Origin of the sequence: Nocardia cyriacigeorgica (assembly GCF_010858045.1) — a bacterium.
In the GTDB taxonomy this organism is placed as follows: domain Bacteria; phylum Actinomycetota; class Actinomycetes; order Mycobacteriales; family Mycobacteriaceae; genus Nocardia; species Nocardia cyriacigeorgica_E.
In genome coordinates, this window is sequence record NZ_JAAGVC010000037.1 from 31,620 (window position 1) to 51,600 (window position 19,981).

General features: G+C 69.5%; 25 protein-coding genes and 1 tRNA gene. 6 read left to right on the forward strand and 20 right to left on the reverse strand.

Features of this window, described 5'->3' with window-relative positions:
- Positions 1–67: 67 nt before the first annotated feature.
- Positions 68–649, reverse strand: a complete 582-nt coding sequence (gene dcd, locus GV790_RS23370; protein ID WP_036541157.1) for a dCTP deaminase — start codon at positions 647–649, stop codon at positions 68–70.
- A gap of 75 nt (positions 650–724) precedes the next feature.
- Between dcd and GV790_RS23375 the strand changes: the two genes are divergently transcribed.
- Positions 725–1,105 (forward strand): VOC family protein, encoded by a 381-nt coding sequence (locus tag GV790_RS23375; RefSeq protein WP_163816084.1) that lies wholly within the window; start codon positions 725–727, stop codon positions 1,103–1,105.
- Positions 1,106–1,253: 148 nt separating this feature from the next.
- Here the strand turns inward: GV790_RS23375 and GV790_RS23380 are convergent, their stop codons facing one another.
- The 4 genes from GV790_RS23380 to GV790_RS23395 all read right to left on the reverse strand — a co-directional run bounded on the left by GV790_RS23380 (position 1,254) and on the right by GV790_RS23395 (position 4,110).
- Positions 1,254–2,684, reverse strand: coding sequence for an amidase (locus tag GV790_RS23380; RefSeq protein ID WP_163816086.1), 1,431 nt, complete (start codon positions 2,682–2,684; stop codon positions 1,254–1,256).
- 100 nt (positions 2,685–2,784) lie between these two features.
- A complete protein-coding gene (locus tag GV790_RS23385) occupies positions 2,785–3,354 on the reverse strand; it encodes a hypothetical protein (protein ID WP_163816088.1) in 570 nt (189 codons plus the stop codon).
- On the reverse strand, positions 3,351–3,920 hold the full coding sequence (locus GV790_RS23390; RefSeq protein ID WP_163816090.1) for a TetR/AcrR family transcriptional regulator: 570 nt from the start codon (positions 3,918–3,920) through the stop codon (positions 3,351–3,353). Before GV790_RS23390 ends, GV790_RS23385 begins: the two co-directional genes overlap by 4 nt.
- Before the next feature lie 119 nt (positions 3,921–4,039).
- Positions 4,040–4,110, reverse strand: a tRNA-Gly gene (locus GV790_RS23395).
- 345 nt (positions 4,111–4,455) lie between these two features.
- Here GV790_RS23395 and GV790_RS23400 point away from each other — a divergent pair.
- Positions 4,456–4,662: a hypothetical protein gene (locus GV790_RS23400; protein WP_163816092.1), complete on the forward strand. Its 207-nt coding sequence runs from the start codon at positions 4,456–4,458 to the stop codon at positions 4,660–4,662.
- A 15-nt stretch (positions 4,663–4,677) separates the two neighbouring features.
- Here GV790_RS23400 and GV790_RS23405 read toward each other — a convergent pair whose 3' ends face one another.
- A complete protein-coding gene (locus GV790_RS23405; RefSeq protein WP_163816094.1) occupies positions 4,678–5,028 on the reverse strand; it encodes a hypothetical protein in 351 nt (116 codons plus the stop codon).
- 9 nt (positions 5,029–5,037) lie between these two features.
- Here GV790_RS23405 and GV790_RS23410 point away from each other — a divergent pair, with 9 nt between their 5' ends.
- Positions 5,038–5,757, forward strand: a complete 720-nt coding sequence (locus GV790_RS23410; protein WP_163816140.1) for a helix-turn-helix domain-containing protein — start codon at positions 5,038–5,040, stop codon at positions 5,755–5,757.
- Between the two features lie 12 nt (positions 5,758–5,769).
- Here the strand turns inward: GV790_RS23410 and GV790_RS23415 are convergent, their stop codons facing one another.
- From GV790_RS23415 to GV790_RS23450, 8 genes are all read right to left on the reverse strand, one after another.
- Positions 5,770–6,774 (reverse strand): hypothetical protein, encoded by a 1,005-nt coding sequence (locus GV790_RS23415; RefSeq protein ID WP_163816096.1) that lies wholly within the window; start codon positions 6,772–6,774, stop codon positions 5,770–5,772.
- Positions 6,771–7,991 (reverse strand): hypothetical protein, encoded by a 1,221-nt coding sequence (locus GV790_RS23420; protein WP_163816098.1) that lies wholly within the window; start codon positions 7,989–7,991, stop codon positions 6,771–6,773. The genes GV790_RS23415 and GV790_RS23420 overlap by 4 nt, the downstream gene beginning before the upstream one ends.
- Entirely contained in the window at positions 7,988–8,311 is a 324-nt protein-coding gene (locus GV790_RS23425) for a hypothetical protein (protein ID WP_163816100.1), read from the reverse strand. The genes GV790_RS23420 and GV790_RS23425 overlap by 4 nt, the downstream gene beginning before the upstream one ends.
- Positions 8,312–8,473: 162 nt before the next feature.
- Positions 8,474–8,971, reverse strand: a complete 498-nt coding sequence (locus GV790_RS23430; protein ID WP_163816103.1) for a flavin reductase family protein — start codon at positions 8,969–8,971, stop codon at positions 8,474–8,476.
- Positions 8,964–9,473: an NAD(P)H-dependent oxidoreductase gene (locus GV790_RS23435; protein WP_163816105.1), complete on the reverse strand. Its 510-nt coding sequence runs from the start codon at positions 9,471–9,473 to the stop codon at positions 8,964–8,966. The genes GV790_RS23430 and GV790_RS23435 overlap by 8 nt, the downstream gene beginning before the upstream one ends.
- Before the next feature lie 17 nt (positions 9,474–9,490).
- Complete coding sequence (locus GV790_RS23440; RefSeq protein ID WP_163816108.1) at positions 9,491–10,795, reverse strand: acyl-CoA dehydrogenase family protein; 1,305 nt, start codon at positions 10,793–10,795, stop codon at positions 9,491–9,493.
- Positions 10,792–11,907, reverse strand: a complete 1,116-nt coding sequence (sfnG, locus tag GV790_RS23445) for a dimethylsulfone monooxygenase SfnG (protein WP_163816110.1) — start codon at positions 11,905–11,907, stop codon at positions 10,792–10,794. Before sfnG ends, GV790_RS23440 begins: the two co-directional genes overlap by 4 nt.
- A 127-nt stretch (positions 11,908–12,034) precedes the next feature.
- The gene (locus GV790_RS23450) at positions 12,035–13,420 is read right to left on the reverse strand and encodes a styrene monooxygenase/indole monooxygenase family protein (RefSeq protein WP_163816112.1); all 1,386 of its coding nucleotides are present in this window, start codon (positions 13,418–13,420) and stop codon (positions 12,035–12,037) included.
- 96 nt (positions 13,421–13,516) lie between these two features.
- Between GV790_RS23450 and GV790_RS23455 the strand changes: the two genes are divergently transcribed.
- Positions 13,517–13,999, forward strand: coding sequence for a GAF domain-containing protein (locus GV790_RS23455; RefSeq protein WP_163816114.1), 483 nt, complete (start codon positions 13,517–13,519; stop codon positions 13,997–13,999).
- A 112-nt stretch (positions 14,000–14,111) separates the two neighbouring features.
- Here GV790_RS23455 and GV790_RS23460 read toward each other — a convergent pair whose 3' ends face one another.
- Positions 14,112–15,542: an LLM class flavin-dependent oxidoreductase gene (locus GV790_RS23460; protein ID WP_163816116.1), complete on the reverse strand. Its 1,431-nt coding sequence runs from the start codon at positions 15,540–15,542 to the stop codon at positions 14,112–14,114.
- Complete coding sequence (locus GV790_RS23465) at positions 15,539–16,750, reverse strand: acyl-CoA dehydrogenase family protein (protein WP_163816118.1); 1,212 nt, start codon at positions 16,748–16,750, stop codon at positions 15,539–15,541. Before GV790_RS23465 ends, GV790_RS23460 begins: the two co-directional genes overlap by 4 nt.
- 95 nt (positions 16,751–16,845) lie before the next feature.
- Here GV790_RS23465 and GV790_RS23470 point away from each other — a divergent pair, with 95 nt between their 5' ends.
- A complete protein-coding gene (locus GV790_RS23470; RefSeq protein WP_309139032.1) occupies positions 16,846–17,148 on the forward strand; it encodes a DUF1905 domain-containing protein in 303 nt (100 codons plus the stop codon).
- A gap of 20 nt (positions 17,149–17,168) precedes the next feature.
- Here the strand turns inward: GV790_RS23470 and GV790_RS23475 are convergent, their stop codons facing one another.
- The 3 genes from GV790_RS23475 to GV790_RS23485 form a co-directional block, all read right to left on the reverse strand.
- Positions 17,169–17,501, reverse strand: coding sequence for a hypothetical protein (locus GV790_RS23475; RefSeq protein ID WP_163816121.1), 333 nt, complete (start codon positions 17,499–17,501; stop codon positions 17,169–17,171).
- A gap of 154 nt (positions 17,502–17,655) precedes the next feature.
- The gene (locus GV790_RS23480; protein WP_163816123.1) at positions 17,656–17,952 is read right to left on the reverse strand and encodes a hypothetical protein; all 297 of its coding nucleotides are present in this window, start codon (positions 17,950–17,952) and stop codon (positions 17,656–17,658) included.
- Positions 17,939–18,172, reverse strand: a complete 234-nt coding sequence (locus GV790_RS23485; RefSeq protein WP_163816125.1) for a hypothetical protein — start codon at positions 18,170–18,172, stop codon at positions 17,939–17,941. Before GV790_RS23485 ends, GV790_RS23480 begins: the two co-directional genes overlap by 14 nt.
- A 108-nt stretch (positions 18,173–18,280) precedes the next feature.
- On the opposite strand from GV790_RS23485, the gene GV790_RS23490 reads away from it, so the two are divergent.
- Complete coding sequence (locus GV790_RS23490) at positions 18,281–19,060, forward strand: alpha/beta fold hydrolase (protein ID WP_163816127.1); 780 nt, start codon at positions 18,281–18,283, stop codon at positions 19,058–19,060.
- A 51-nt stretch (positions 19,061–19,111) separates the two neighbouring features.
- On the opposite strand, the gene GV790_RS23495 is transcribed toward GV790_RS23490, so the two are convergent.
- The gene (locus GV790_RS23495) at positions 19,112–19,876 is read right to left on the reverse strand and encodes a crotonase/enoyl-CoA hydratase family protein (protein WP_163816129.1); all 765 of its coding nucleotides are present in this window, start codon (positions 19,874–19,876) and stop codon (positions 19,112–19,114) included.
- Positions 19,877–19,981: the final 105 nt, after the last annotated feature.

Below are 19,981 nucleotides of genomic sequence, written 5' to 3' on the forward strand. Positions count from 1 at the left end.
GGGCGCCGGTCCTGATCGATACCGGAAGGTGGTGCCGGTGCCGTCGTCGGCCCGTTCGCGCCGGGAGCTACCGGTCCAGGCTCGGCAGCGGGAAGTTCAAGTACGCCTTCGACGGCGTCGGACCCCGCTGACCCTGGTATTTGGAGCCGGTGGCGGCGCTGCCGTAGGGGTTCTCGGCGGGGCTGGTCAGCCGGAACAGGCACAGCTGACCGATCTTCATGCCCGGCCACAGGGTGATCGGCAGGTTCGCCACATTCGACAGCTCCAACGTGATGTGGCCGCTGAACCCGGGATCGATGAACCCCGCGGTGGAATGGGTGAGCAGGCCGAGCCGGCCCAGACTCGACTTACCCTCCAGGCGGCCCGCCAGATCGTCGGGCAGGGTGCACACCTCCAGCGTGGAGCCGAGCACGAACTCACCCGGATGCAGCACGAACGGCTCACCGGGCGCGGGCTCGACCAGACTGGTCAGCTCGTCCTGCCGCTGAGCCGGGTCGATATGGGTGTATCGGGTGTTGTTGAACACCCGGAACATCCCGTCCAGACGCACGTCGATGCTCGACGGCTGGATCAGGTTTTCCTGGAACGGCTCGAGCCCGAGACGCCCACCGGCGATCTCCGCGCGGATGTCACGATCGGAAAGCAGCACGCGCACGAGCGTAATGGCAGGCCATCGCGGCCCGGTCACCGGGAAGTTGTCGGACCCCTGCGGCATCATCGGCCCATGTCCGATTCCGACGCAGGCAGCCACCGTCATCACGCCATCGACTACATCGAAATCGCCGTCACCGATCTGCCCGCGGCCAAACGCTTCTATACCGAGGCGTTCGGGTGGCAGTTCAACGACTACGGACCCGCATACGCCGGCTTCCGAAACCCGGCCGGAGCGGAAAACGCCGAGGTCGGCGGGCTGGCGCTGGCCGAGCAGGTACGTCACGGCGGGCCGCTGGTGCTGCTGTACTCCGACGATCTGGACGGCTCGGTGCGGGCGGTCGAGGCCGCGGGCGGGACCGTCGTCAACGGGCCGTACGAATTCCCGGGCGGTCGGCGATTCCACTTCACCGATCCGAGCGGGAATGAGCTCGGGGTGTGGGCGCAGAAGTAGTTCGGCCAGGACGAGGCGTCGGTTCCGCGCGGGACCGAGCCGGGTACCACCTCGAGCCGAGGCGTAGAACCACACCCGGCCCGCGGCTTCTCCTGATGCCGCGAGGTCCTGTCGTGCGCTTCGGTCGGCGCCGACTCGCCCGGAGCGGCTAGCCGGCGACCCTTTCGCCGGCGCTCTGCACATCGGTGATCCGCGGGAATGGGCTCGCGGCCTCGAACTGGTAGGCCAGATCGAGCAGCGTACGTTCGGCGCCGTGCCGGGCCGACAGCTGGATCGAGCCGGGCAGGTTCGCCGACATGCGCCCGTGTGGCAGCGATACCGCGGGCCCGCCGCCGACATTGTTGAGCGGGGTGAACCCGACGTAGTCGACGAGCTTGGCGAACAGCTCGTCGAACGGCAGGTTCGGGGAATGATCGCCGAGCAGCGGCGCCGGATGCGAGAGCACCGGGGTGAGCAGCACGTCGACGTCGGTGAAGTGGGCGTCGTAGATCGCGGGTGCGGTGCGGAGCCTTCGCACCGCGCGCATGACGCTCAGCGGCCGGCTCGTGGCCAGCGCCGACAGGCCCTTGGTGAACGGATCGCGCAAACTCGGATCGAAATGTTTGCGCTGCGCGATCCGGAACGAGGTCGACAGCAAAGCCGCCACCGCCGCCCAGTACAGCTTGAAATCCTCGATGAACTGCTCGTCGACCTGGAGCCGGGTTTCGACCAGCTCATGGCCGAGACCGGCGAAGACGGCCGCCGCCGAGTCGAGGATCGCGCCGGTCTCTTCATGCACGGCCCGGCCGCGCACGTCGTGGCGGATCACGCCGATGCGCAACCGCCGCTCGCTCGGGCCCTCCACCAGGCCGATGGGTGGAAGTTTGGTGTTGGTGTGGAAGCGTTCGGCGGCCGCCAGATAATGCGCGGTATCGCGCACCGAGCGGGTCAGCACGCCCTCGGCCACCAGGTGCACCGGTAGCTGCCTGGCGCCGGGCTGGTCCAGCAGCCGGTTGCGGGTGGGTTTCAAGCCGACCAGGCCGTTGGCGGCGGCCGGGATGCGGGTCGAGCCGCCGCCGTCATTGGCGTGCGCGATCGGCACCACACCGGCCGCGACCAGCGCCGCGGATCCGCCCGAGGACGCGCCCGCCGAGTAGTCGGTGTTCCACGGGTTGCGTGTCGGCGGACGGTCGGCGTATTCGGTGCTCGCCGTGAGCCCGAACTCCGGCAGCGTCGACTTGCCGAGCGCCACGAACCCCGGATGCAGGAACTGCGCGCCGGGCCCGCTGGTACGTGCGGCCGGATGCGGATCGAAGGCGGCCGAACCGTGGCAGGTGGGCAGCCCGGCGATATCGGTGTTGTCCTTGACGAAGGCGGGTACCCCGGAGAACACCCCCGAGGCCGGCTGTGCGGCCCGCGCCCGCGCGAAGCATTCCGCCTGAATCGCGTTGAGCTGCGGGTTCACTCGCTGCGCTCGTTCGATCGCGGCCTCGATCACCTCGGCCCGCCCCACCTGCCCGTCGCGGATCGCGGCGGCCAATGCCACCGCGTCCATCTCGCCCAGCGCGTCGTCGGTGAATGCGTGCGTGGTGGTGCTCATGTGCTGGGTGTTCCTTACTTCCGGTGCGTGCGGGGCGATCCGGCTCGAACAGTGGATCGAGAACGCGGTGCCTGCCACTGCTTTCGCAGGATAACGATCCTCATGCCGCCGCGCCGCTCCTCCACGATTCGCGCAGGTCAGCACCCCCGGCGTCCAGGGGAAGCAGATGCGCCAACAGCAGCTTGATCAGCAATACCGGCGCGAACCAGAGCAGTTCCTGCGGGACGGCGATCAGGCTGGTCACCACGACCACCCCGAACGCGGTGGCCGCGAAGGCGATCGGGCGGCGCAGTGCCTCCGGCGTCCCGGTCACGATGACGGCACCGGCCATAGCCACCGTGTAGATGACGACCGCTGCGGCCCACCCGAAACCGGGTGCCACCGCCGCCAGGATGAACGGTTGCAGATGCGCTGCGACGAAGCCCAGGTGATGGACCCACGTCCGGCCAGGGCGGTGATACCAGCGCTTGGCCGAGGTCAGCCCATTCACCACCGCGCCACCGAACAGGTCGAAGGCGATGACGGTGACCACCGCGACCGCGAGCCAGGACCACCCGGCCGTTGCCGCCAGCGCGAATCCTGTTGCCGCCCCGCAGACCGCGGAACCGAAGCCGAGACCGACCTCCGCCCGGGTGGCGCCCGGCGCGATCAACCGATCGATGAGATTCATCGCCGGATTCCTTCCACGCAGATCTGGAGCACCGGGTCGACCAGATCGCGTAGCGATAAGTCGGGGTCGACCAGGGCCTGCACCAGACATCCTTCGATCGCCGCGACAATGACCGCCGCGTGCCGCGCGCCGACACCCTCCCGTAGTTCCCCCTGCTCGGCGGCCTCGGCCAGCAGTCCTGAGATGGCGGCGCGATAGTCGCGATAGACGCCGACCAGATCGATGGGCGGATTCGCGGCCCACACATCCAGCAGAACCCGCACGTGATCGGGATGGGAGTCCAGCATCTCCATCGCGCCACGCACGAGTCGGGCGAGCCGTTGCAGCGCGGGCCCCTCACCGAGGTGGGCCAGTACCTGCTCGGTCTCGGCCATGTAGCTACCGAAGACGCCGCTGAGCAGTGCATCCCTGCTGTCGAAATACAGGTAGATGGTGCCCTTGGCGATCCCCGCCTCGGCCGCGACGTCGTCTATGCGCGAGGCCGCGAACCCCTTGCGGGCAAACACCTTCGCGGCGGCATCAAGGATTTCCTGCCTGCGTGCGGCACGATCGACTACTTTCGGCATAGCCCTATAATGAATGACCAGTCAGTCATAAACAAGCCCCTGCGGCCGTCATCGTTCGGCGAGCTTCCTCCGCACAAGCAAAGGCCCCGAGTGACTGATCACTCGGGGCCTTCTCTTTGAGCCGATGACGGGAATCGAACCCGCGCTGTCTGCTTGGGAAGCAGAAGTTCTACCATTGAACTACATCGGCCTACGCGTTCGCGAGCTTATCAGACCGGGCGCTGCGCTGGTCAATTCTGGTGGGCCCGCGTGGGGCTCATTCACCGCCGTCACTACGTCGTCCGGTGCGGAATACTGTCGGCGTTCGCCTCGGCCGCGGGGACGCCGTCACGTGCGGCGTCACGGCTCTTGATCGATAGGGTCGCGTGGGTCGATCCCCGTCGCGCTCGGGGGTGCACCCGCGCGCTGTTTCGGTTCGCGCCTGGACGCCTCCTCCGCCCGCACGTCGGCGCCCGGGAAAGTGACGTCTGGGCGTCGCGGCCGCGGCGGGATAGTTTTCTCACCCGGGGGCACAGCTGAGTGAAAGAGAGACCCCATGCGTAAGACAGTCGCCGCCGTCACCGTGACGGCCGCCCTCCTCGTCCCCGCGCAGCTGGCCGGTTCCGGTATCGCCGCCGCCGATCCGGTGCGGCCGGTGAGCACCGGCTCCGCCGAGATGCCACCCTCCTGCGTGGGCAAGATCAATCCGATCGTGTTCTTCCTCCAGTCGCTGTCGGGTACTCAGCCTCGGCACTGTCTCTGATTTGCCGCACGGCGCTCACCCGGCTCCCAGCGCGACATATCCGCCCCACACGAGGTACATGGCGTTGACGGCGACGCCGGCGGCTTCGGCTCGGCGGGCACCGGTCGCGGTGCGCAGGCGGTCGAGCCAGAGCAGCAGGTAGACCGCGAGCATGGCAGCGGCGAGCCAACCGCCGACGGCGCGCCAGGCGGGCACGATGACCATCGCGCCGATCACGATCTCGGCGATGCCCGACACGGCGACAAGCTGTTTCGGCCCTGGCAACCAGGACGGCACCAGGCGCGCGAAGTATGCGGGGGCCAGCAGGTGTGCGAGGCCGCAACCGATGAGGAACAGTCCGAGCAGAGTCGCTGCGATAGCGTGCATGAGGTGAGCATGTCGCCGGACGGCCTGTGGCGGCTTGAACGAAACGATCGCCGCGTCGTGTTCGCCTGCGACGAATCGGCGGCCGTGTTCGCCGATACCGGAACCGCGGCGGTCGGCCGGCATGAACATCCGGCCTGGAAACTTCTGCTTCCGCTCGGCGATGGTCCGGCGGAGGTGGCGCGCACCGGTCGGCTCACCCCGCCCGCGGTCCTGATCCCGCCGCAGTGGCCGCATTCCAGCCGCATCTCCGGCGGCTACATCGGCGTCTTCGTCGACATCCCGCTGCTGCCGCGCGGTGTCGGCCCGATCGCGCTGTCGGCGCTGGACAAGCGCAGGCTCCGTGCTGCGCTGGCGATCCACGACGACCTCGACGGCGTCCCCGACCTCGAAGCGGTGCGCCGGGAGCTCCTGCTGCGCACGGGGCGGGGCGACCACCTCGATCCACGGGTGGCCCTGGCGCTCGAGCAGCTGATGGCGGCGTCCACCCTGGCCGACCTGGCACGGACCGTCGGACTGTCCGCGCCGAGGTTACGTCGCCTGGTCCACGAGCAGGTCGGTGTTCCGCTGGCGCGGCTGCGCCGGTGGCGACGGCTGCGCACCGCCATCGGCGTGCTGCCCGCCGGGTCGGTGGCCGATGCGGCCGCGCACGCGGAGTTCGCGGATCAGGCGCACCTCGCGCGGACCGCGCGGGACATGGTCGGGCGCGCGCCGTCGTCGCTGCTGATCTAGCGCCGGATCGCCTCAGCTCGGCGCCTTTTCGATGCGGGTGATGCGGGTGTGGCCGTCCAGGGTGGCGACGGTGATGATCTGGTGGAAGGTGTCGGGGGGCTCGCCGGGGTACTGCTGGACAAGGTCGACGAGGAAGCGCTCGGGAGCCGAATCGGCGAGCGGGGTGATGGTGACGCAGTAGCGGGTGCCGAGCGGGACCTGGGCGATGCCGCGGTCGATGCCCGCGGCATCGGAGACCGCGGCGTCGGCGGTGACGAAATTGCGGGCGCGGTGGCCGTCGCGGGCGACGTAGTAGGCGTGTTCGAAGCCGAAGATCGCGTCGGCACCGGAACCCGTTCCGCCGGTCGGCGTTCCGGAGACCACGGCTCCGCCGGTGCCGTCGAGCTGCTGCACGCAGCCGTCGGCGGCGTAGGGCGGCGATTCGGCGGGCGATTCGGGCGGTGCCGACGTGGGCGTGGCCGTGGCGGTCGGCAGCTGGTTGCCGCCGTTGGGCTGCTCGGCCGAGTCGGGTGCTTGTCCGCGGACGTCGGCGGTCACGGTGCGCTTGTCGTCGCCGTCGGTCGAGGTCGAGATGACGACGGCGACAGCTGCGATCCCGATGGCCAGCCCCACACCCATCAGGATGCTCAGCGCGCGGCCGCCGCTGCCGCCGTCATCGCTGGTCGAGCGCTTCGCCCGGGGTTGACGTCGGCCGCCACCGATCTTTCCGCTGCGATCGATCAGCGGCGGCAGCAGCGACGGCTCGTGGTCGCGGTAGGCGGCGACGGTCTCCTCGGGGGCGTCGTATTCCGGCTCCTGCTGCCACTGTTCGAGGTCGTCGGCGGCGGGTTGCTCGGCGACCGCGGGCGGTTCCAGTGGGCCGGTGGGGGTTTCGAGCCAGTCGTCCCAGCTGCCTTCCCGTTGCCCGGGCCCGTCCGCCGGCGCGGCGGCCGCAGGTGGCGGCCTGCGCCTGCGCCCGCGTTTGCGCGGCGGTACCCGCACCATCGGCAGCCCGGGGTCGAACGGGTTGTCGCTCATCGGTCGTCGTCGGCGCCGATCGCGGGTGCGGTGACCATGGTCGGCAGGGCCGCCGGAACGGTCACGCCGAGCTGCCCCGGCCGCGGCTTGCGTTCCTGATCGCCGCCGCCCTGGCCGGCGCCGGGCGGAACGACCATGCCGCCGTGGTGCCCACCCGGAGGCGGCGGCGGTGCGGCGAACGGGCCACCGCCCGCGCCGCCGTCGTCGGACGGCTTGGGCTCGGCGGGAATCGAACGCGGCGGCGCCGGGGGCGGGGCCGCCATCGCGGCGCCGGGGGCCGACGGGGCCGTCTCCGGTTTCGGCGCGGGCCCGCCACCGAAGTCGAATGCCTTCGGCGGGACCGGGCTCCCCGGAGTACCGGCGGGTGCGGTCGAGGCGGGGCCGGTCTCGGCGTCGTCGGCCTTGTCCGGGTTGAGGGCCCGCTCGATCGCGGTGCCTGCCTGGGCGCCGACCGTGTCGACCACTTTCAGACCCACATCGGCGATCCGGTCGATGATCTTCGTGCCGAGTTCCACCCCGGCATCGATGGCGGTGGTGCCGAGCTGCACACCCGCCGCCACGAGCTGCTGCTGCAACTGCAACTGCATCACCAGCGCCGGGTCCATCGGCTGGCCCGGCACGGTGCCCGGCACGGTTGTGGTGGTTCCGGGGATGGTGGTGCCGGGGGTGGTGAGCACACCCTGCGGGGTGGTCATCGTCATCGGACCCATATCGCGCAACCGCTGCCGATGGCCGTCCATTTCGCCCTGGGCGGTGTTCACCACGCCGAGTGCCTCCCGGATGGCTTGGGCGGCACGGTCGATCACGGCGTCGGTTTCCGGGGCGGAGGTGGCGGTGTCCAGGATGGCGCGGGCGTCCCGCCGGAAATCGTCGATGATGACGTCGACCTCGCGGGCGGCGCGGCTGCTGGTGCCGTGCGCGTCCGACAGCAGCGCCGCGTACTGCGGCCCCCGGTCGGCCACCGCGCCGATCTCACTGCGAGTGGTGCGGATGACGGGAACCGCGGTGTCGGCGGCCTGGCCCGACCACGACGATTCCAGCGCGTGCAGACCACGGGTCTGGGTGGATTCGGTGGCGTCGGCGGTGGCCGAGGCGGTGGTCAAGGCGCCGAGCACCTGCTGATCGGGCGCGGGTGCGCCCGAGCCGAGCCCGGAACGCAAGCGCCGCAGCGGTTCGGCCAGCACCGTGACCATGGGCGGATCGGAGATCGGTTTCATGCCTGCTCACCCGCCCGGCCGAGTGCGGTGGCGGCGGTGGCGTCCAGGTCGGCGGCCGCGGCGGCCTGCCCCTGCACCGTCTGCCCGTAGGCGGTGACCAGCGTCGCGGCGGTGGTCAACGCGGTGTGGTCGTCGGCGACGGCCGCGACGAACTCGGTCGCGAAATCGGCGCCGAGCAGCCCGACGCCCGCGGCGATACGAGAGATATCGGTGCCAGGCTCCAATTGGGCCGCCGCACCCGCGAGCTCACCTGCCACCTGATCCGCGACCACCTTGTAGGTGTTCACCGCATCCGGATCGATCCGCACAGTTCGCGCCACTTCGGCCCCCTTCGCTCGTCGTTCGGGTACGACTGGACTGTAGAACAAAAGCCCTGACCCAGCGTCTTCCACGATGGGTTACCCAGCGGGACACCGCAACCCCCACGACCGAAACCGGACGCCCGCGCGTGTCGCGTCCGGTGGACGACAGCGCGTCGCGGCTCAGCCGGCGCGCAACAGCCGGAAGCGGGAGCCGTGGAAGATGAGCGGTTCGCGGTGCGGATGGGTGGCGATGCGGTCGACGCCGAGGATGACGACCTGGTGATCACCCGCAGGGACCTGCGCCTGCACGGTCCCTTCGATCCAGGCCGAGGCACCGTCGATGAACACCGCGTCACCACTGCCGTGATGCAGTTCCAGCCCCTGGAAGCGGTCGGCGGACCGGCTGCCGAGTGCGCGGGCGGCATCCTGCTGTTCGGTACCGAGCAGGCTGAGCCCGAGCTGATCGGCGCCGGTCAGGCGCGGCCAGGTGGTCGAGGTGTTCTGCACGCAGAACGACACCAGCGGCGGATCGAGCGAGACGGGCACGAAGGTCGCCACCGCCAAACCGTGCGGCACCCCGTCGAGCTGCGCGCAGACCGCGACGACACCGCTGGGGAAATTCGCGAACGCGCGGCGCAGTCCGGCGCCGTCGGCGGGTGCGGAGAACAGTTCATCCATGGTTGGCCACTCCTGTTCCGGCCAGCGCCGCGACCGCCGGGCGCCACCGCTCGGCGTACCCGGCGATGACGCCGTCTTCGCGGAAGGTCTGATCCGACAGATAGAGCCCGGGCAGGGCCGTCGCCCCCAATTCCACCAGCACGGGCTTGAGCAGCAAGTCCGGCGCGAGGGCGTGTGCCGGTCCGGCGCCGAGCATCAGCGGTACGGCGACCACCCCGGCCAATCCGGTGCCGCCGTCGAATTGTTCGAGAAACAGCTTCAGCAGGCCGGTGTAGGTGGCCTTGAAGGTGGGGCTGGCGAATACCACCAGTTCGGAGGCGGCCACCGTCCGTACCGCCGCGCCGACCTGTGGATCGCCCCACGACAGCAGGGCGGGTCCGAACGACACCAGATCCACCACGGCCGGTTCGGATTCCGGTCGCAGGGTTTCGGCGAGCAGCCTCGCCGCGGCCAGGGTGCGCGAGGCCGGTTTCGGATTGCCGACGACCACCGTCACTGCCATTTTCGTCTCCTCACTTCTCAGATCACACCGTGCAGCGGTGGCGGGGTGCCGTGCAGCACCGACCGCCCGATGTGCTGGTACTTCCACCGGACCGGATCGTGCAGGGTATGCGTGCGGGCATTGCGCCAGAAGTGGTGCAGGTTGGCTTCGGCTGCGGCGCTGCGGGTCCCGGAGACCTCGAACAGCGCGGCGGAGACGTCGTTCGCCGCGCGATCGGCGACGACCTTCGCGGTGGCGACCGCGATCGAGGCTTCGGCAACGCTGTCCGGCGTCGTGGCACCGGGCGGGTCGTGCCGTGGCCGAGCGCCCGCCGCCTGCGGTCGAGCCCGGTTGTCCTGCGGCAGATCGGCGGTGCGCTGTGGACCCTCTGCCGTGGCGGCGTCGACGGTTGCCGCAGCAGCCGCCAACGTGGCCTCCGCCGACCGCACGGCGACCGCCAGTTCCCCGAAACGCTGGACCAGCAGTGGATCGTCCACGGCCCGGTCCACCGCTGCCTCGAACCACGGCCTCGACTTGGTGCGCACGAATTCCGTTGCCGCGTCGAGCGCTCCGCGGGCGATACCGGTATCGATCGCCGCGTGAAGCAGCTGCGCGAACGCGCCGTAGCCACTGGGCGCGCCGACCGCTGCCGCCCGGGCGACCAGCTGATCGCCGGAGACCAGCACCCCGTCGAATTCGACGGTGCCGCTGCCGGTGGTGCGCTGGCCGATGCCGTGCCAGTCGTCGATGATCCGTACTCCGTCGGTGTCGGCCGGCAGGAAGGCGACGTACTCCCCCGGCGGCAGGCCGGTCCGGCTCTCCGGGTCGTCGAGCCTGGTGAGCACCGCGAGGATGTCGGCGAACAGTGACCCGGTGCAGTAGAACTTCGTGCCGTCGATGCGATACCCGGAAGCCGCCGGGCGGACCGTGGTCGAGATATCAGCGACCGTCGAACCCGTGCGCTCGGACTGCGCATTCGCGATCCGGGCGCCGTCCAGCACCGCACCGAAATACCGGCTCCGCTGCTGCGGCGAACCGGCCAACCGCAGCAGGTTCAGGTACACGAAGTGGCTGTGCGGGATCTGCGCGATATTCGGATCGGCCGCGGCGAGTACGCGCAGCACGTCGGCTACCACGCTCGGCGGCAACTGCGCGCCACCGAACTCGGCGGGCACGGTGATGGCGAGCAGTCCAGAGGAGGACAGCTGATCTATTTGCGCATAGGGCAACTCGCGTTCCCGATCCCGCGCCGCCGCGCCGCCGGCGAACTCGTGCGCGAGCCGGATGGCCACCGCGCGGGCATGCGCGGCCGAGGTGATGCGGGCGGCGCCGACGGCGGTCATCGTCCGGCCGCGACGGGCGTGCGCGCCGCCTCCAGTTCCCGTACCAGCGGCAGCACCTTGGCCCCGAAGTATTCGATCTCCTCCTGGAAGTGCAGGAATCCGCCGAGGATGAGGTCGACGCCGAGATCCCGGTAGGCCACGATCCGTTCGGCTACCTGCTCGGGTGTGCCGATCAGCTGGGTGCGGAATCCGTCGTTGTATTGCACGAGATCCTCGAAGGTGGAATCGGCCCACATTCCCTTGCCGTCGCGGGTGGCGGCGCCGGCCTGCTGGACCGCATCGCGGAAACCCTGCACCGCGGGTTTGTTCGCCTTCTCGATGATTTCGCGGAGGGTATCGCGGGCTTCTTTCTCGGTGTCGCGGGCGATGATGAACCCGTTGAGGCCGAACTTCACCTCCCGCTGGTGCTCGCGGGCGACCGCGCGCAGATCGTCCAGTTGTTCGGTGACGCCGTCGAAATCCTTGCCGTTGGAGAAGTACCAGTCGGCGTAGCGGCCACCATTGCGGCGGGCCGCGGTCGAGTTACCGCCTTGGAACAGTTCGGGATTGGGGCGTTCCGGGGTGTTGAGTGGTTTCGGCTTCAGCGTGAAATCACGGATGCGGTAGAAATCGCCGCCGTAGTTCACATTGTCCTCGGTCCAGATCTTGCGGATCACCTCGAGGAATTCTGCGCTGCGCCGGTATCTTTCGTCGTGTTCGAGCCATGGTTCACCGAGCGCGGTGAATTCACCGGCGAACCAACCGGACACCACGTTGATGGCGAATCGGCCGTTGGACAGATGATCCGCGGTCGCGCCGAACTTCGCCAGCACCGCCGGATGCCACAGTCCGGGATGCACCGCCGCGATCACCTTCAGCCGCTCAGTGGCGCCGAGCAGGGCCAAGCTGAACGAGGTGGACTCGTGCTGGAATTCCGCGCCGTAGGAGGCGGTATAGCGCACCTGCGAGAGCGCGTACTCGAAACCATTGTTCTCCGCGGTCTGCGCCAGTTTCTTGTTGTACTCGAAATCCCAGCTGGTGCGCTGCTCGATATCGCTGGTCACCAGGCCACCACTCACATTGGGCACCCAATAGGCGAACCGGATCCGGTCGGCGATCTGCTCGGTGGTCATAGTTGCTCCAAGGTCGGGTTCGTCGGGCCGCCGGGCCGGTGCCGGGCGGACGGTCGGCGCACCATCCACTTCAGCACCGGGCCGGTGGCCGGACGAGGGTTTGAATCTGTGCGATCGGATCGCCGGGTCAGCCCACTGCCAGCGCGGGCGCGAACGACGACCGCTCGAACCGGCCCGCCGGTGCGAACCGGCCGAGCAGCTCGGCGGCGTCGACCCCGGTGACCTGCGTGATGTAGGCGGCGGCGTCGGCAGCCGAATCGATGGCGAGCAAGGGCTGCGGCCGGTGCAGCAGACCCACCAGCGCCGACGCGAACCGCGGTTCGACGGCCGCGGCCGCGAAGAACGGTTCGGCGATCTCCCCGAGCGCGGGGTCGCTGAGGAACAGCCTGGTCACCTTGTTCGCGGCGTCGCTGCGGGCGGCGAGGAAGCTGTCGTACTGCGCTTGCAGCCACGCCGCGTCGAACGGGCCGTCGTGCACGGCGGCCGCCGCGATCAGCCGCTGGGCCTGGATCAAGCCGCTCTGGGCGCCCTGCCCGGCGATCGGGTCGTAGGCGACCGCGGTGTCACCGAGCGCGGCGACCACATGCCCGTTGGCCGTATGCCCGACTCCGGCCCGGACCACCGGCCGCACCGCGCCCTTCAGCCAGGAATGCGGGTCCTCGGCGATCACCTCGGTGGCGAGCACTTCCGGCAGATCCCATTCGGCGAAATCGCGGTAGAGGTCCTTGACGATGCGCAGCGCGGACTCGGCGGAATCGGCTGCGGCGAAACGCGATTCCCATTCGCTGCCCGGGCGGGCCCAGCCGAGGAACGCCCAGCTCGGGCCCGCGTCCTTGTGCAGATACGGGCCCCACCAGCCTTCGCCCTGGTCGGCGATGATGGAGAAGCCGCTGTGCGCTCCGCCGGCCGGGCCGCGGTGGGCGAACACGCCCTGATCATGGCCGAGCCCGGTGACGGTGACGGTCAGCAGGGAACGTTGTGGCTTGTCGTAGACGGTGCGCTGCGGATCGATGGCGAACAGCTCGGACAGTCCGGCCTTGCCGGTCGCGACGAGGGTCAGGTCATTGGCGGCCGCGATGGTGTCCAGCGTTTCGGGTGTGACCGGTTCGACGAGGAAGGCGCCGCCGCGCTCACGGAAGGTGCTGAGCCGCTCGTCGGCTTTGAGCCTGGTGTCGACCGCGACGCCCACATAGCCGTCGAACTGTCCGTCGAAGGCGATGAGCTCGGCCTTGTCCGGCCCGACGATGCGCGCGCTGAGCCCGGTGTGCCTCGGCGCGCGCCCGGTGTAGCTGTCCAGTCCGAGCGCGGCCTCGGCCTGCTGGGTCTCACCGAATTCGAGGGCGGTACCGGTGGCGGGCACATCGTCGCGGAGCGCACGCTGATCGCGATCGCTGTAGAGGGTGACGTCGAAGCCTGCGTCGAGCAGGCCGAGGGCCGCAGTGACGCCGGTCTGGCCGGCGCCGATCACCGCGGCCGAACGGGTGGAGCGGGAAGCGGAATGCTGCGTTGTCATGGGTGAATGGTGCTGGTGGCCAATCTCTTCCGGCAGTATTGCGATCACGCAGAATCAATAGGGAGACCGTATGACGATGACGCATACCATGGCGGCATGTCGTTCACCGTCACCGAACTGAGCGGGGACCGCACCGAGCAGTACCGCGGGCTCGCCGAACAGGCGCGGGCACTGGTCGCCGGCGAATCCGACCGGATCGCCAATGCCGCGAACCTGTCCGCGCTGTTGTTCCACACCCTGGCCGATCTCAATTGGGCGGGCTTCTATTTCTTCGACGGGCACGAGCTGGTGGTGGGGCCGTTCCAGGGCAAGCCCGCCTGCGTGCGGATCGCCCTCGGCCGCGGGGTCTGTGGCACCGCCGCCACCACCCGCGTCACCCAGCTCGTCCCCGACGTGCACGCCTTCCCCGGCCATATCGCCTGCGACGCCGACACCCGCTCGGAAATCGTGATCCCGCTGGTGCGGGAGGGTGAGCTGGTCGGGGTCCTCGATCTGGACAGCCCGGTACCCGCTCGCTTCGACACCATCGACCGCCTCGGGCTGGAGGCGGTGGCCGGGATATTTCTCGGCTCGTTCTGAACGGGGCGGCGCAGGGTCTGGCGCCGGGCCGCAGGCCGCGCGTGCCGATTCGGCCGGCACCCCGGTTCGACTGCCCGGTGGTCCGGATCAACCGCTCTCCGGTCCGTCCGATCTACACCGACGGAGCTGCCGCGACTCGACGGACGGCCTCGTCCGGCAGGGCCGTCGATCCAGGACCACCCAGCCGGTAGCGCGCTCCACGATGTTCCTCAGGAAGCCGATCACCGGCGCCGAAGAGCGCATTGCGCAGCGTGCCCGGTTGATATTCGGTGGCATAGACACCGCGCTCGGTCAGCACCGGAACCACGTGCCGGACAATGTCTTCGAAGCTGCCGGGAGTGATCGCGTAGGCGAGGTTGAAGCCGTCCAGATCGGTGTCGTCGACCCATTCCTGCAAGCGGTCGGCGACGGTTTCGCCGGAACCGACGAAGACCGGGCCCATACCGCCGATACCCGCCCACCGGCCGATATCGCGGACCGTCCATTCACGTCCGTCATCGTCGAATTCCTGGAAGGCCGCCACCGCGGACTGGATCGCGTTGCTCTCGACTTCGCCGATCGGGTCGTCGAGGTCGTATTCGGACAGGTCGATACCCATCCAGCCGGACATGAACACCAGCCCGCCCTCCACGCTGGCGTAGGACAGGTACTCCTCGTGTTTGCGTTGGGCGGCGGCGTCGGTCGCATCGGTGATGATGGTGGCGAGGGCGTAGATGCGGGCGGCGTACCGATCCCGGCCCGCAGCCTCGAGTGCGTCGCGCACCCGCGAGACCGTCTGCGCGAGCACCCGTTTCGACGGTCCCGCGATGAAGATCGCCTCGGCGTTCTCGGCCGCGAACCGCACCCCGCGTGGTGATGCGCCCGCCTGATAGATGACGGGGGTGCGCTGCGGCGACGGCTCCGACAGATGCACACCCGGCACGGTGAAATGCTTGCCACGGTGCCCGATGTGGTGCACCTTGGCCGGGTCGACATAGATGCCGCGTTCGCGGTCGCGGACCACGGCGTCGTCCTCCCAGGAACCCTCCCACAGCTTGTAGAGCACCTCGAGGTATTCGTCGGCCTGGTTGTAGCGCTCATCGTGATCGAGCTGATCGTCGGCGCCGAAATTCCGGGCCGCCGAAGGCAGATAGCCGGTCACCACATTCCAGCCGAGCCGCCCCTTGGTGAGGTGATCGAGAGTGGACAGCCTGCGCGCGAATGGATACGGATGCTCGAATCCGGTGCCGGTGGTGATGCCGAAGCCGAGATGCTCGGTGACCGCGGCCATCGCCGACACCAGCAGCAGCGGATCGGCCAGCGGGATCTGCGCGGCCTGGCGCAGCGCGGCGGTGTCGTCGCCGCCGTAGACGTCGTAGGTGCCGAGCACGTCGGCGATGAAGATGCCGTCGAACCGCCCGCGCTCCAACAGTTTCGCCAGCTCGGTCCAGTAGGACAGGTCCTTGTAGCGGTGCGATTGATCGTCGGGATGGCGCCACAGCCCGGGCGACTGATGGGCGACGCAGTTCATATCGAAGGCATTGAAACGGATCCGCCTGCTCATCGGGCCACCGCCTCGCCGCGCGCACCCGCGCTCCACGCGAACGGCAGGTCGGTGCCGTTGAGCAGGTGATCGCCGATGGCCCGTGCCTTGAAAATCGCCGGATTGTGCACCGAGATGGTGCGGGCATTACGCCAATGCCGGTCCAGCCGCAGCCGCTCCGAGACCACCGACGCCCCACCCACCTCGAACAGCTGGGTGGTCGCCGCGAGCACGGTATCGATCACGCCGAGCTGCGCCTGCGCAGCCGCCAGTTCGGCTGCCGCCAGCGATTTCTCGTCGGTCGCTCCGCTGGCGAGCACCACGTCGAGCACATCGGCCACCGCCAGCACACTGGCCCGAGCCCCGAACGCGGCCGCCGACAGCCGCCCGATCACCTGCTGCACCAGCGGATCGGCGCGCGGCAGATCGGCGGCGGCATGGGTGTAGGTGCGGGTGCGTTCGACGACCCAGGCCCTGGCATCGCGTTCGGCGCGCGCGGCGATGCCTGCGAGCACGGCGAGCTGGACCAGTTGCAGATACGAGGTCGCGTAGGTGGGGCCGGGCGCACCGTAGCCGGGGCCGAGGATGCGTTCTTCGGTCACCACGACGTCGGTGAATTCGGTGGTGCCGCTGGCAGTGAGTCGTTGCCCGAAGCCGTCCCAGTCGTCGTGCTGCCGGACCCCGTCGGCGTCGGCGTCGACCAGCACCCCCACCCGCTCGCCGTCGCGGTCGGCGGCCACCAGGATGTGATCGGCGTAGAGCGAGCCGGTGCTGTAGTACTTGACGCCGTTGAGCAGCCAATGGTCACCCCGAGGGGTGAGCGTGGTCCGGTAGCGGTCGACGGCGCCCACACCCGGCTCGGTGATGGCATTGCCGACCAGCGTGCCCGCCCCGACCGCGCGCAACCAGGCGTCGCGGGTCGGGCCGGGTTCGGCGAGCAACTGATCCTCGACGAAGGAGAAATGCACCCGCAGCGCCTGCGGCAGATTGGATTCGGCGGCGGCGAGATCGATGAGCAGCCGGAACAGCTGGCGGACGGTCACGCCGAAGCCACCGGCCTCCACCGGGGCCCGCAGCGCGCCGAAACCTGCCGCTTTCAGCCAGCCGATTTCCTCGTGCGGCAACCGCCGGTCGATCTCCCGCTCGACCGCGCCCGCGGCGATCCGGTCGAAAATCGGCGCGAAGGTCGCGTCCAGCTCAGCGTCGGAAACAGATGTCGCGGATGTCATCGGCCAACGATCACCCAACGCGCCGCCGAGATCACCGGTTACGCGCAGCGCGATCGAAACGCACACCTGTCGGTGCCCCGGGCTATGGTCGCGTCGTGACTGGCGAGCGGTACACGTTTACGGCGCGGGTGTGGGAGCACCACGGGCAGGGCGCGTGGCATTTCGTCGATCTGCCCGAGGACATCGCCGATGAGATCGAGGAGATCTACGGGCACCGCTCGGGCGGGTTCGGCTCGGTGCGGGTCCGGGTCACGATCGGTGGCAGCCGATGGTCGACGTCGCTGTTCCCCGACAAGTCCAGGGGCACGTATGTGTTGCCGGTGAAGAAGCCGGTCCGCGTCGCCGAGGATCTGGTGGCCGGGTCGCGGGCGCGGATCGAGATCGTCATCGCGATCTGATCCGCGCGCCGCTCATCGGGTCAGCTCGGCAGCTTCACGCATTCGGTGACGATCTTGGCCTGCGCCGAGCGGGTCTTGTCGGCGTCTTCCTTGCTCATGCCGAAGTTCTCCGCGTCCGGCGACTGTGGGTCGTGCTCGCCGGACAGCAGCGTGCGCAATCCGTCTTGGGAGATGCCCTCGGCGACAAAGACCTTCGCCACGCAATCGGCGAGCGCCTTGTCCTGCATGCCCTTGTCCTGCATGGATTTGGACAGGTCCGCCTCCGTGACGGTGGCCGCCTCGGCATCGCTGCTGCCGCACGCAGCCAGCAGCGGCAGGGCGATGAGCGCCGTGGCAATCAGCTTGATCCGCACCGAATTCCTCTCTCAGGGGTGTAGCAGCCGGGCCGGCGAGGGCGCCGGGCCGGCGGTCCGCATCGCGTAACGGCGCGGATCCACGCCCGTGTGTAGTCGTAGCGATACGGAGTCCGCAACCCGAAACGGCGTTTTCGGGGTATTCCACAGGTACTCAGAGATCCATCGCGGCGCGCAGCGCGGTATCGAGGCGATCCATCGTCTCGGCGTCGGCCTCGTCCACCCGTTCGGCCAGCCAGCCGCGATAGATCCGGCCGATATTGCCCGCGTGCACCCAGCCGAGCGAGCCGAGCGGGACGGCGAGGATGTCCTGCGGATCCTGCTCGAGCAGTTCGGCGGCGATCAGCCAGGGGCGCGGGGATTCGTTGATGCCGTCGCTGCTGATGAGCACGACGGTGCGGTGCGGTGCCGATCCGTGCGGGTGATACAGCCAGAGTTCACCCCTGCGCACGCATCGCCTCCTCCGCGGCGGCCATCTCGGCCGCGTCTCTGGCCGCCTGAGCTGCTATCTCGGCGGGCTCGGGAATGGGCCCGACGCCGGTGCGCACGGCTTCGCGGCGCGCGGCCTTGGAGATCCAGGCCGACGGTGACATTCCCGCGCGGGCGGCGGCCTGCTCGGCGAACGACCAGGCGGATTCGTCCAGCGACAGGGTGACCTTACGCGTTGCCATACCATTTATCGTACCGCTCGCCGGGCCGCCTGCCCACCCGCAGGAACGGCAACTGACGTCGCCTGCCTGCTGTTAATCTGACGGCTCACGAGCGATCGGAGTCCCACGATGAGCACCCTGCGCCATGACCGATTCGGCACCGGCGAACCGCTGGTGCTTGTGCACGGCGTCGGCAGCCGCAGGCAGGTGTGGGAGCCGATCATTCCGGCGCTGGCCGAATCCTTCGAGGTGATCGCGGTGGATCTGCCGGGTTTCGGCGAATCGGCGCCGTTGCCGCACACCACCGTCGGCACGCTCGCCGACGCCCTTGCCGATTTCCTCGCCGCCGAGGGCATCGAGCGTCCGCACCTGGCGGGAAATTCGATGGGCGGCGGCATCTCGCTCACCCTCGGCGCGCGCGGGCTGGCCCGCTCGGTGACGGCCTATTCGCCGATCGGTTTCTGGGATACCCCCGGCCGGATCTGGTGCCAGCAGTCGCTGGGTAAGTCGAAGGCCATCGGCAACCGTTTGCGCCCCGCACTGCGGAAGGTACTCGGCACCGCGGCCGGGCGGACCGCCTTCCTGAGCTTGGTCATCGGCAAGCCGTGGGCACTGGATACCGAGACCGCCGTCGCCACCGCCCTCGGCGCCATGGACGCCCCCGGCTTCGACGACGCCCTCGCCTCCTTCGCCGACTTCCGCCTACCCGACCCCGGCGCCCTGGCCGGCCTCCCGGTCACCATCGCGTGGGGCAACCGCGACATCCTGCTCACCTACGCCACACAGGCGCGCCGGGCCAGGGCCGTGCTGCCGGAAGCCGAGCACATCACCCTGCGCGGCAGCGGGCATACGCCCTTCTACGACGACCCGGCCGGCTGCGCCCGAGTACTGCTCGATCGGCTCGGTTAGCACGCGGCCGTCGCCTCCCCCTGCGAGGCGACGGCCGCGGCGGCCAGATGGTCAGCGTCCCTGCCACTGCGGCTCGCGCTTCTGCGCGAAGGCCAGCGCCCCCTCGGCGGCATCCTTGGAGAACAGTGCGGGCAAGGCGACCTCGCCCTGTTTGGCAAAGGCCTCGGCGCTGCTCCAGTCCGGCGATTCGTCGATGATCCGCTTGCTCGCCGCGACCGCCAGCGGCGCCGCCGCGGCGATCTCGGCGGCGAGTTCGAGGGCGGTCTCGAGCGCACCACCCGGCTCGGTGACCCGATTGACCAGGCCGAGCTGATACAGCCGCTCGGCGCCGATCCGCCCGCCCGTCAAGGCCAATTCGGCCGCGGTGCTGCGCGGTAGTCGCTGCGTCAGGCGCAGTACGCCACCGCCGGCCGCGACCAGCCCGCGCTTGACCTCGGGGATCCCGAACTGCGCGTCGCGGGCGGCGACGATCATGTCGCCGGACAGGGCCAGCTCGAACCCGCCGGCCAGGGCATAGCCCTCCACGGCCGAGATCATCGGCTTGGCGGGCGGTTTCGCCGCGATCCCGAGCGGCCCGCGATGCGGCGTCATCGGCATCTCGCCGCGCGAGGCGGCGACCAGATCCATTCCGGCGCTGAATGTGCCGCCCGCACCGGTGAGGACCAGCACCCGGGCCTGCACATCGGCTTCGAACGCGTCCACGGCCGCCTCGATGGCCTGCGCCGTGGCCAGATCGATGGCATTGCGGGCTTCCGGACGGTTGACGGTCAGCACGGTGATCGCATCACGCCGTTCGACCAGCACCAGATCGGTCATGGGATGTCCTCTCGATGGGCAGCACCTGGCCGTCATGGATCGTCGACGACCACCGGGATCGACACTATTCGAGCCGGGCCCCGCGTGACCCGGCTCGAATAGTGT

Excerpts from the sequence above, each read along its gene's own strand:
- GV790_RS23430 (WP_163816103.1), bottom strand. The coding sequence starts at position 8,971 with ATGGATGAACTGTTCTCCGCACCCGCCGACGGCGCCGGACTGCGCCGC.
- GV790_RS23495 (WP_163816129.1), bottom strand. The coding sequence starts at position 19,876 with ATGACCGATCTGGTGCTGGTCGAACGGCGTGATGCGATCACCGTGCTG.
- GV790_RS23455 (WP_163816114.1), top strand. The coding sequence starts at position 13,517 with ATGTCGTTCACCGTCACCGAACTGAGCGGGGACCGCACCGAGCAGTAC.
- GV790_RS23400 (WP_163816092.1), top strand. The coding sequence starts at position 4,456 with ATGCGTAAGACAGTCGCCGCCGTCACCGTGACGGCCGCCCTCCTCGTC.
- GV790_RS23380 (WP_163816086.1), bottom strand. The coding sequence starts at position 2,684 with ATGAGCACCACCACGCACGCATTCACCGACGACGCGCTGGGCGAGATG.
- GV790_RS23460 (WP_163816116.1), bottom strand. The coding sequence starts at position 15,542 with ATGAGCAGGCGGATCCGTTTCAATGCCTTCGATATGAACTGCGTCGCC.
- GV790_RS23415 (WP_163816096.1), bottom strand. The coding sequence starts at position 6,774 with ATGAGCGACAACCCGTTCGACCCCGGGCTGCCGATGGTGCGGGTACCG.
- GV790_RS23465 (WP_163816118.1), bottom strand. The coding sequence starts at position 16,750 with ATGACATCCGCGACATCTGTTTCCGACGCTGAGCTGGACGCGACCTTC.
- GV790_RS23405 (WP_163816094.1), bottom strand. The coding sequence starts at position 5,028 with ATGCACGCTATCGCAGCGACTCTGCTCGGACTGTTCCTCATCGGTTGC.
- sfnG (WP_163816110.1), bottom strand. The coding sequence starts at position 11,907 with ATGACCACCGAGCAGATCGCCGACCGGATCCGGTTCGCCTATTGGGTG.
- GV790_RS23450 (WP_163816112.1), bottom strand. The coding sequence starts at position 13,420 with ATGACAACGCAGCATTCCGCTTCCCGCTCCACCCGTTCGGCCGCGGTG.
- GV790_RS23385 (WP_163816088.1), bottom strand. The coding sequence starts at position 3,354 with ATGAATCTCATCGATCGGTTGATCGCGCCGGGCGCCACCCGGGCGGAG.
- GV790_RS23440 (WP_163816108.1), bottom strand. The coding sequence starts at position 10,795 with ATGACCGCCGTCGGCGCCGCCCGCATCACCTCGGCCGCGCATGCCCGC.
- GV790_RS23410 (WP_163816140.1), top strand. The coding sequence starts at position 5,038 with ATGTCGCCGGACGGCCTGTGGCGGCTTGAACGAAACGATCGCCGCGTC.
- GV790_RS23435 (WP_163816105.1), bottom strand. The coding sequence starts at position 9,473 with ATGGCAGTGACGGTGGTCGTCGGCAATCCGAAACCGGCCTCGCGCACC.
- GV790_RS23420 (WP_163816098.1), bottom strand. The coding sequence starts at position 7,991 with ATGAAACCGATCTCCGATCCGCCCATGGTCACGGTGCTGGCCGAACCG.
- GV790_RS23375 (WP_163816084.1), top strand. The coding sequence starts at position 725 with ATGTCCGATTCCGACGCAGGCAGCCACCGTCATCACGCCATCGACTAC.
- GV790_RS23490 (WP_163816127.1), top strand. The coding sequence starts at position 18,281 with ATGAGCACCCTGCGCCATGACCGATTCGGCACCGGCGAACCGCTGGTG.
- GV790_RS23390 (WP_163816090.1), bottom strand. The coding sequence starts at position 3,920 with ATGCCGAAAGTAGTCGATCGTGCCGCACGCAGGCAGGAAATCCTTGAT.
- GV790_RS23485 (WP_163816125.1), bottom strand. The coding sequence starts at position 18,172 with ATGGCAACGCGTAAGGTCACCCTGTCGCTGGACGAATCCGCCTGGTCG.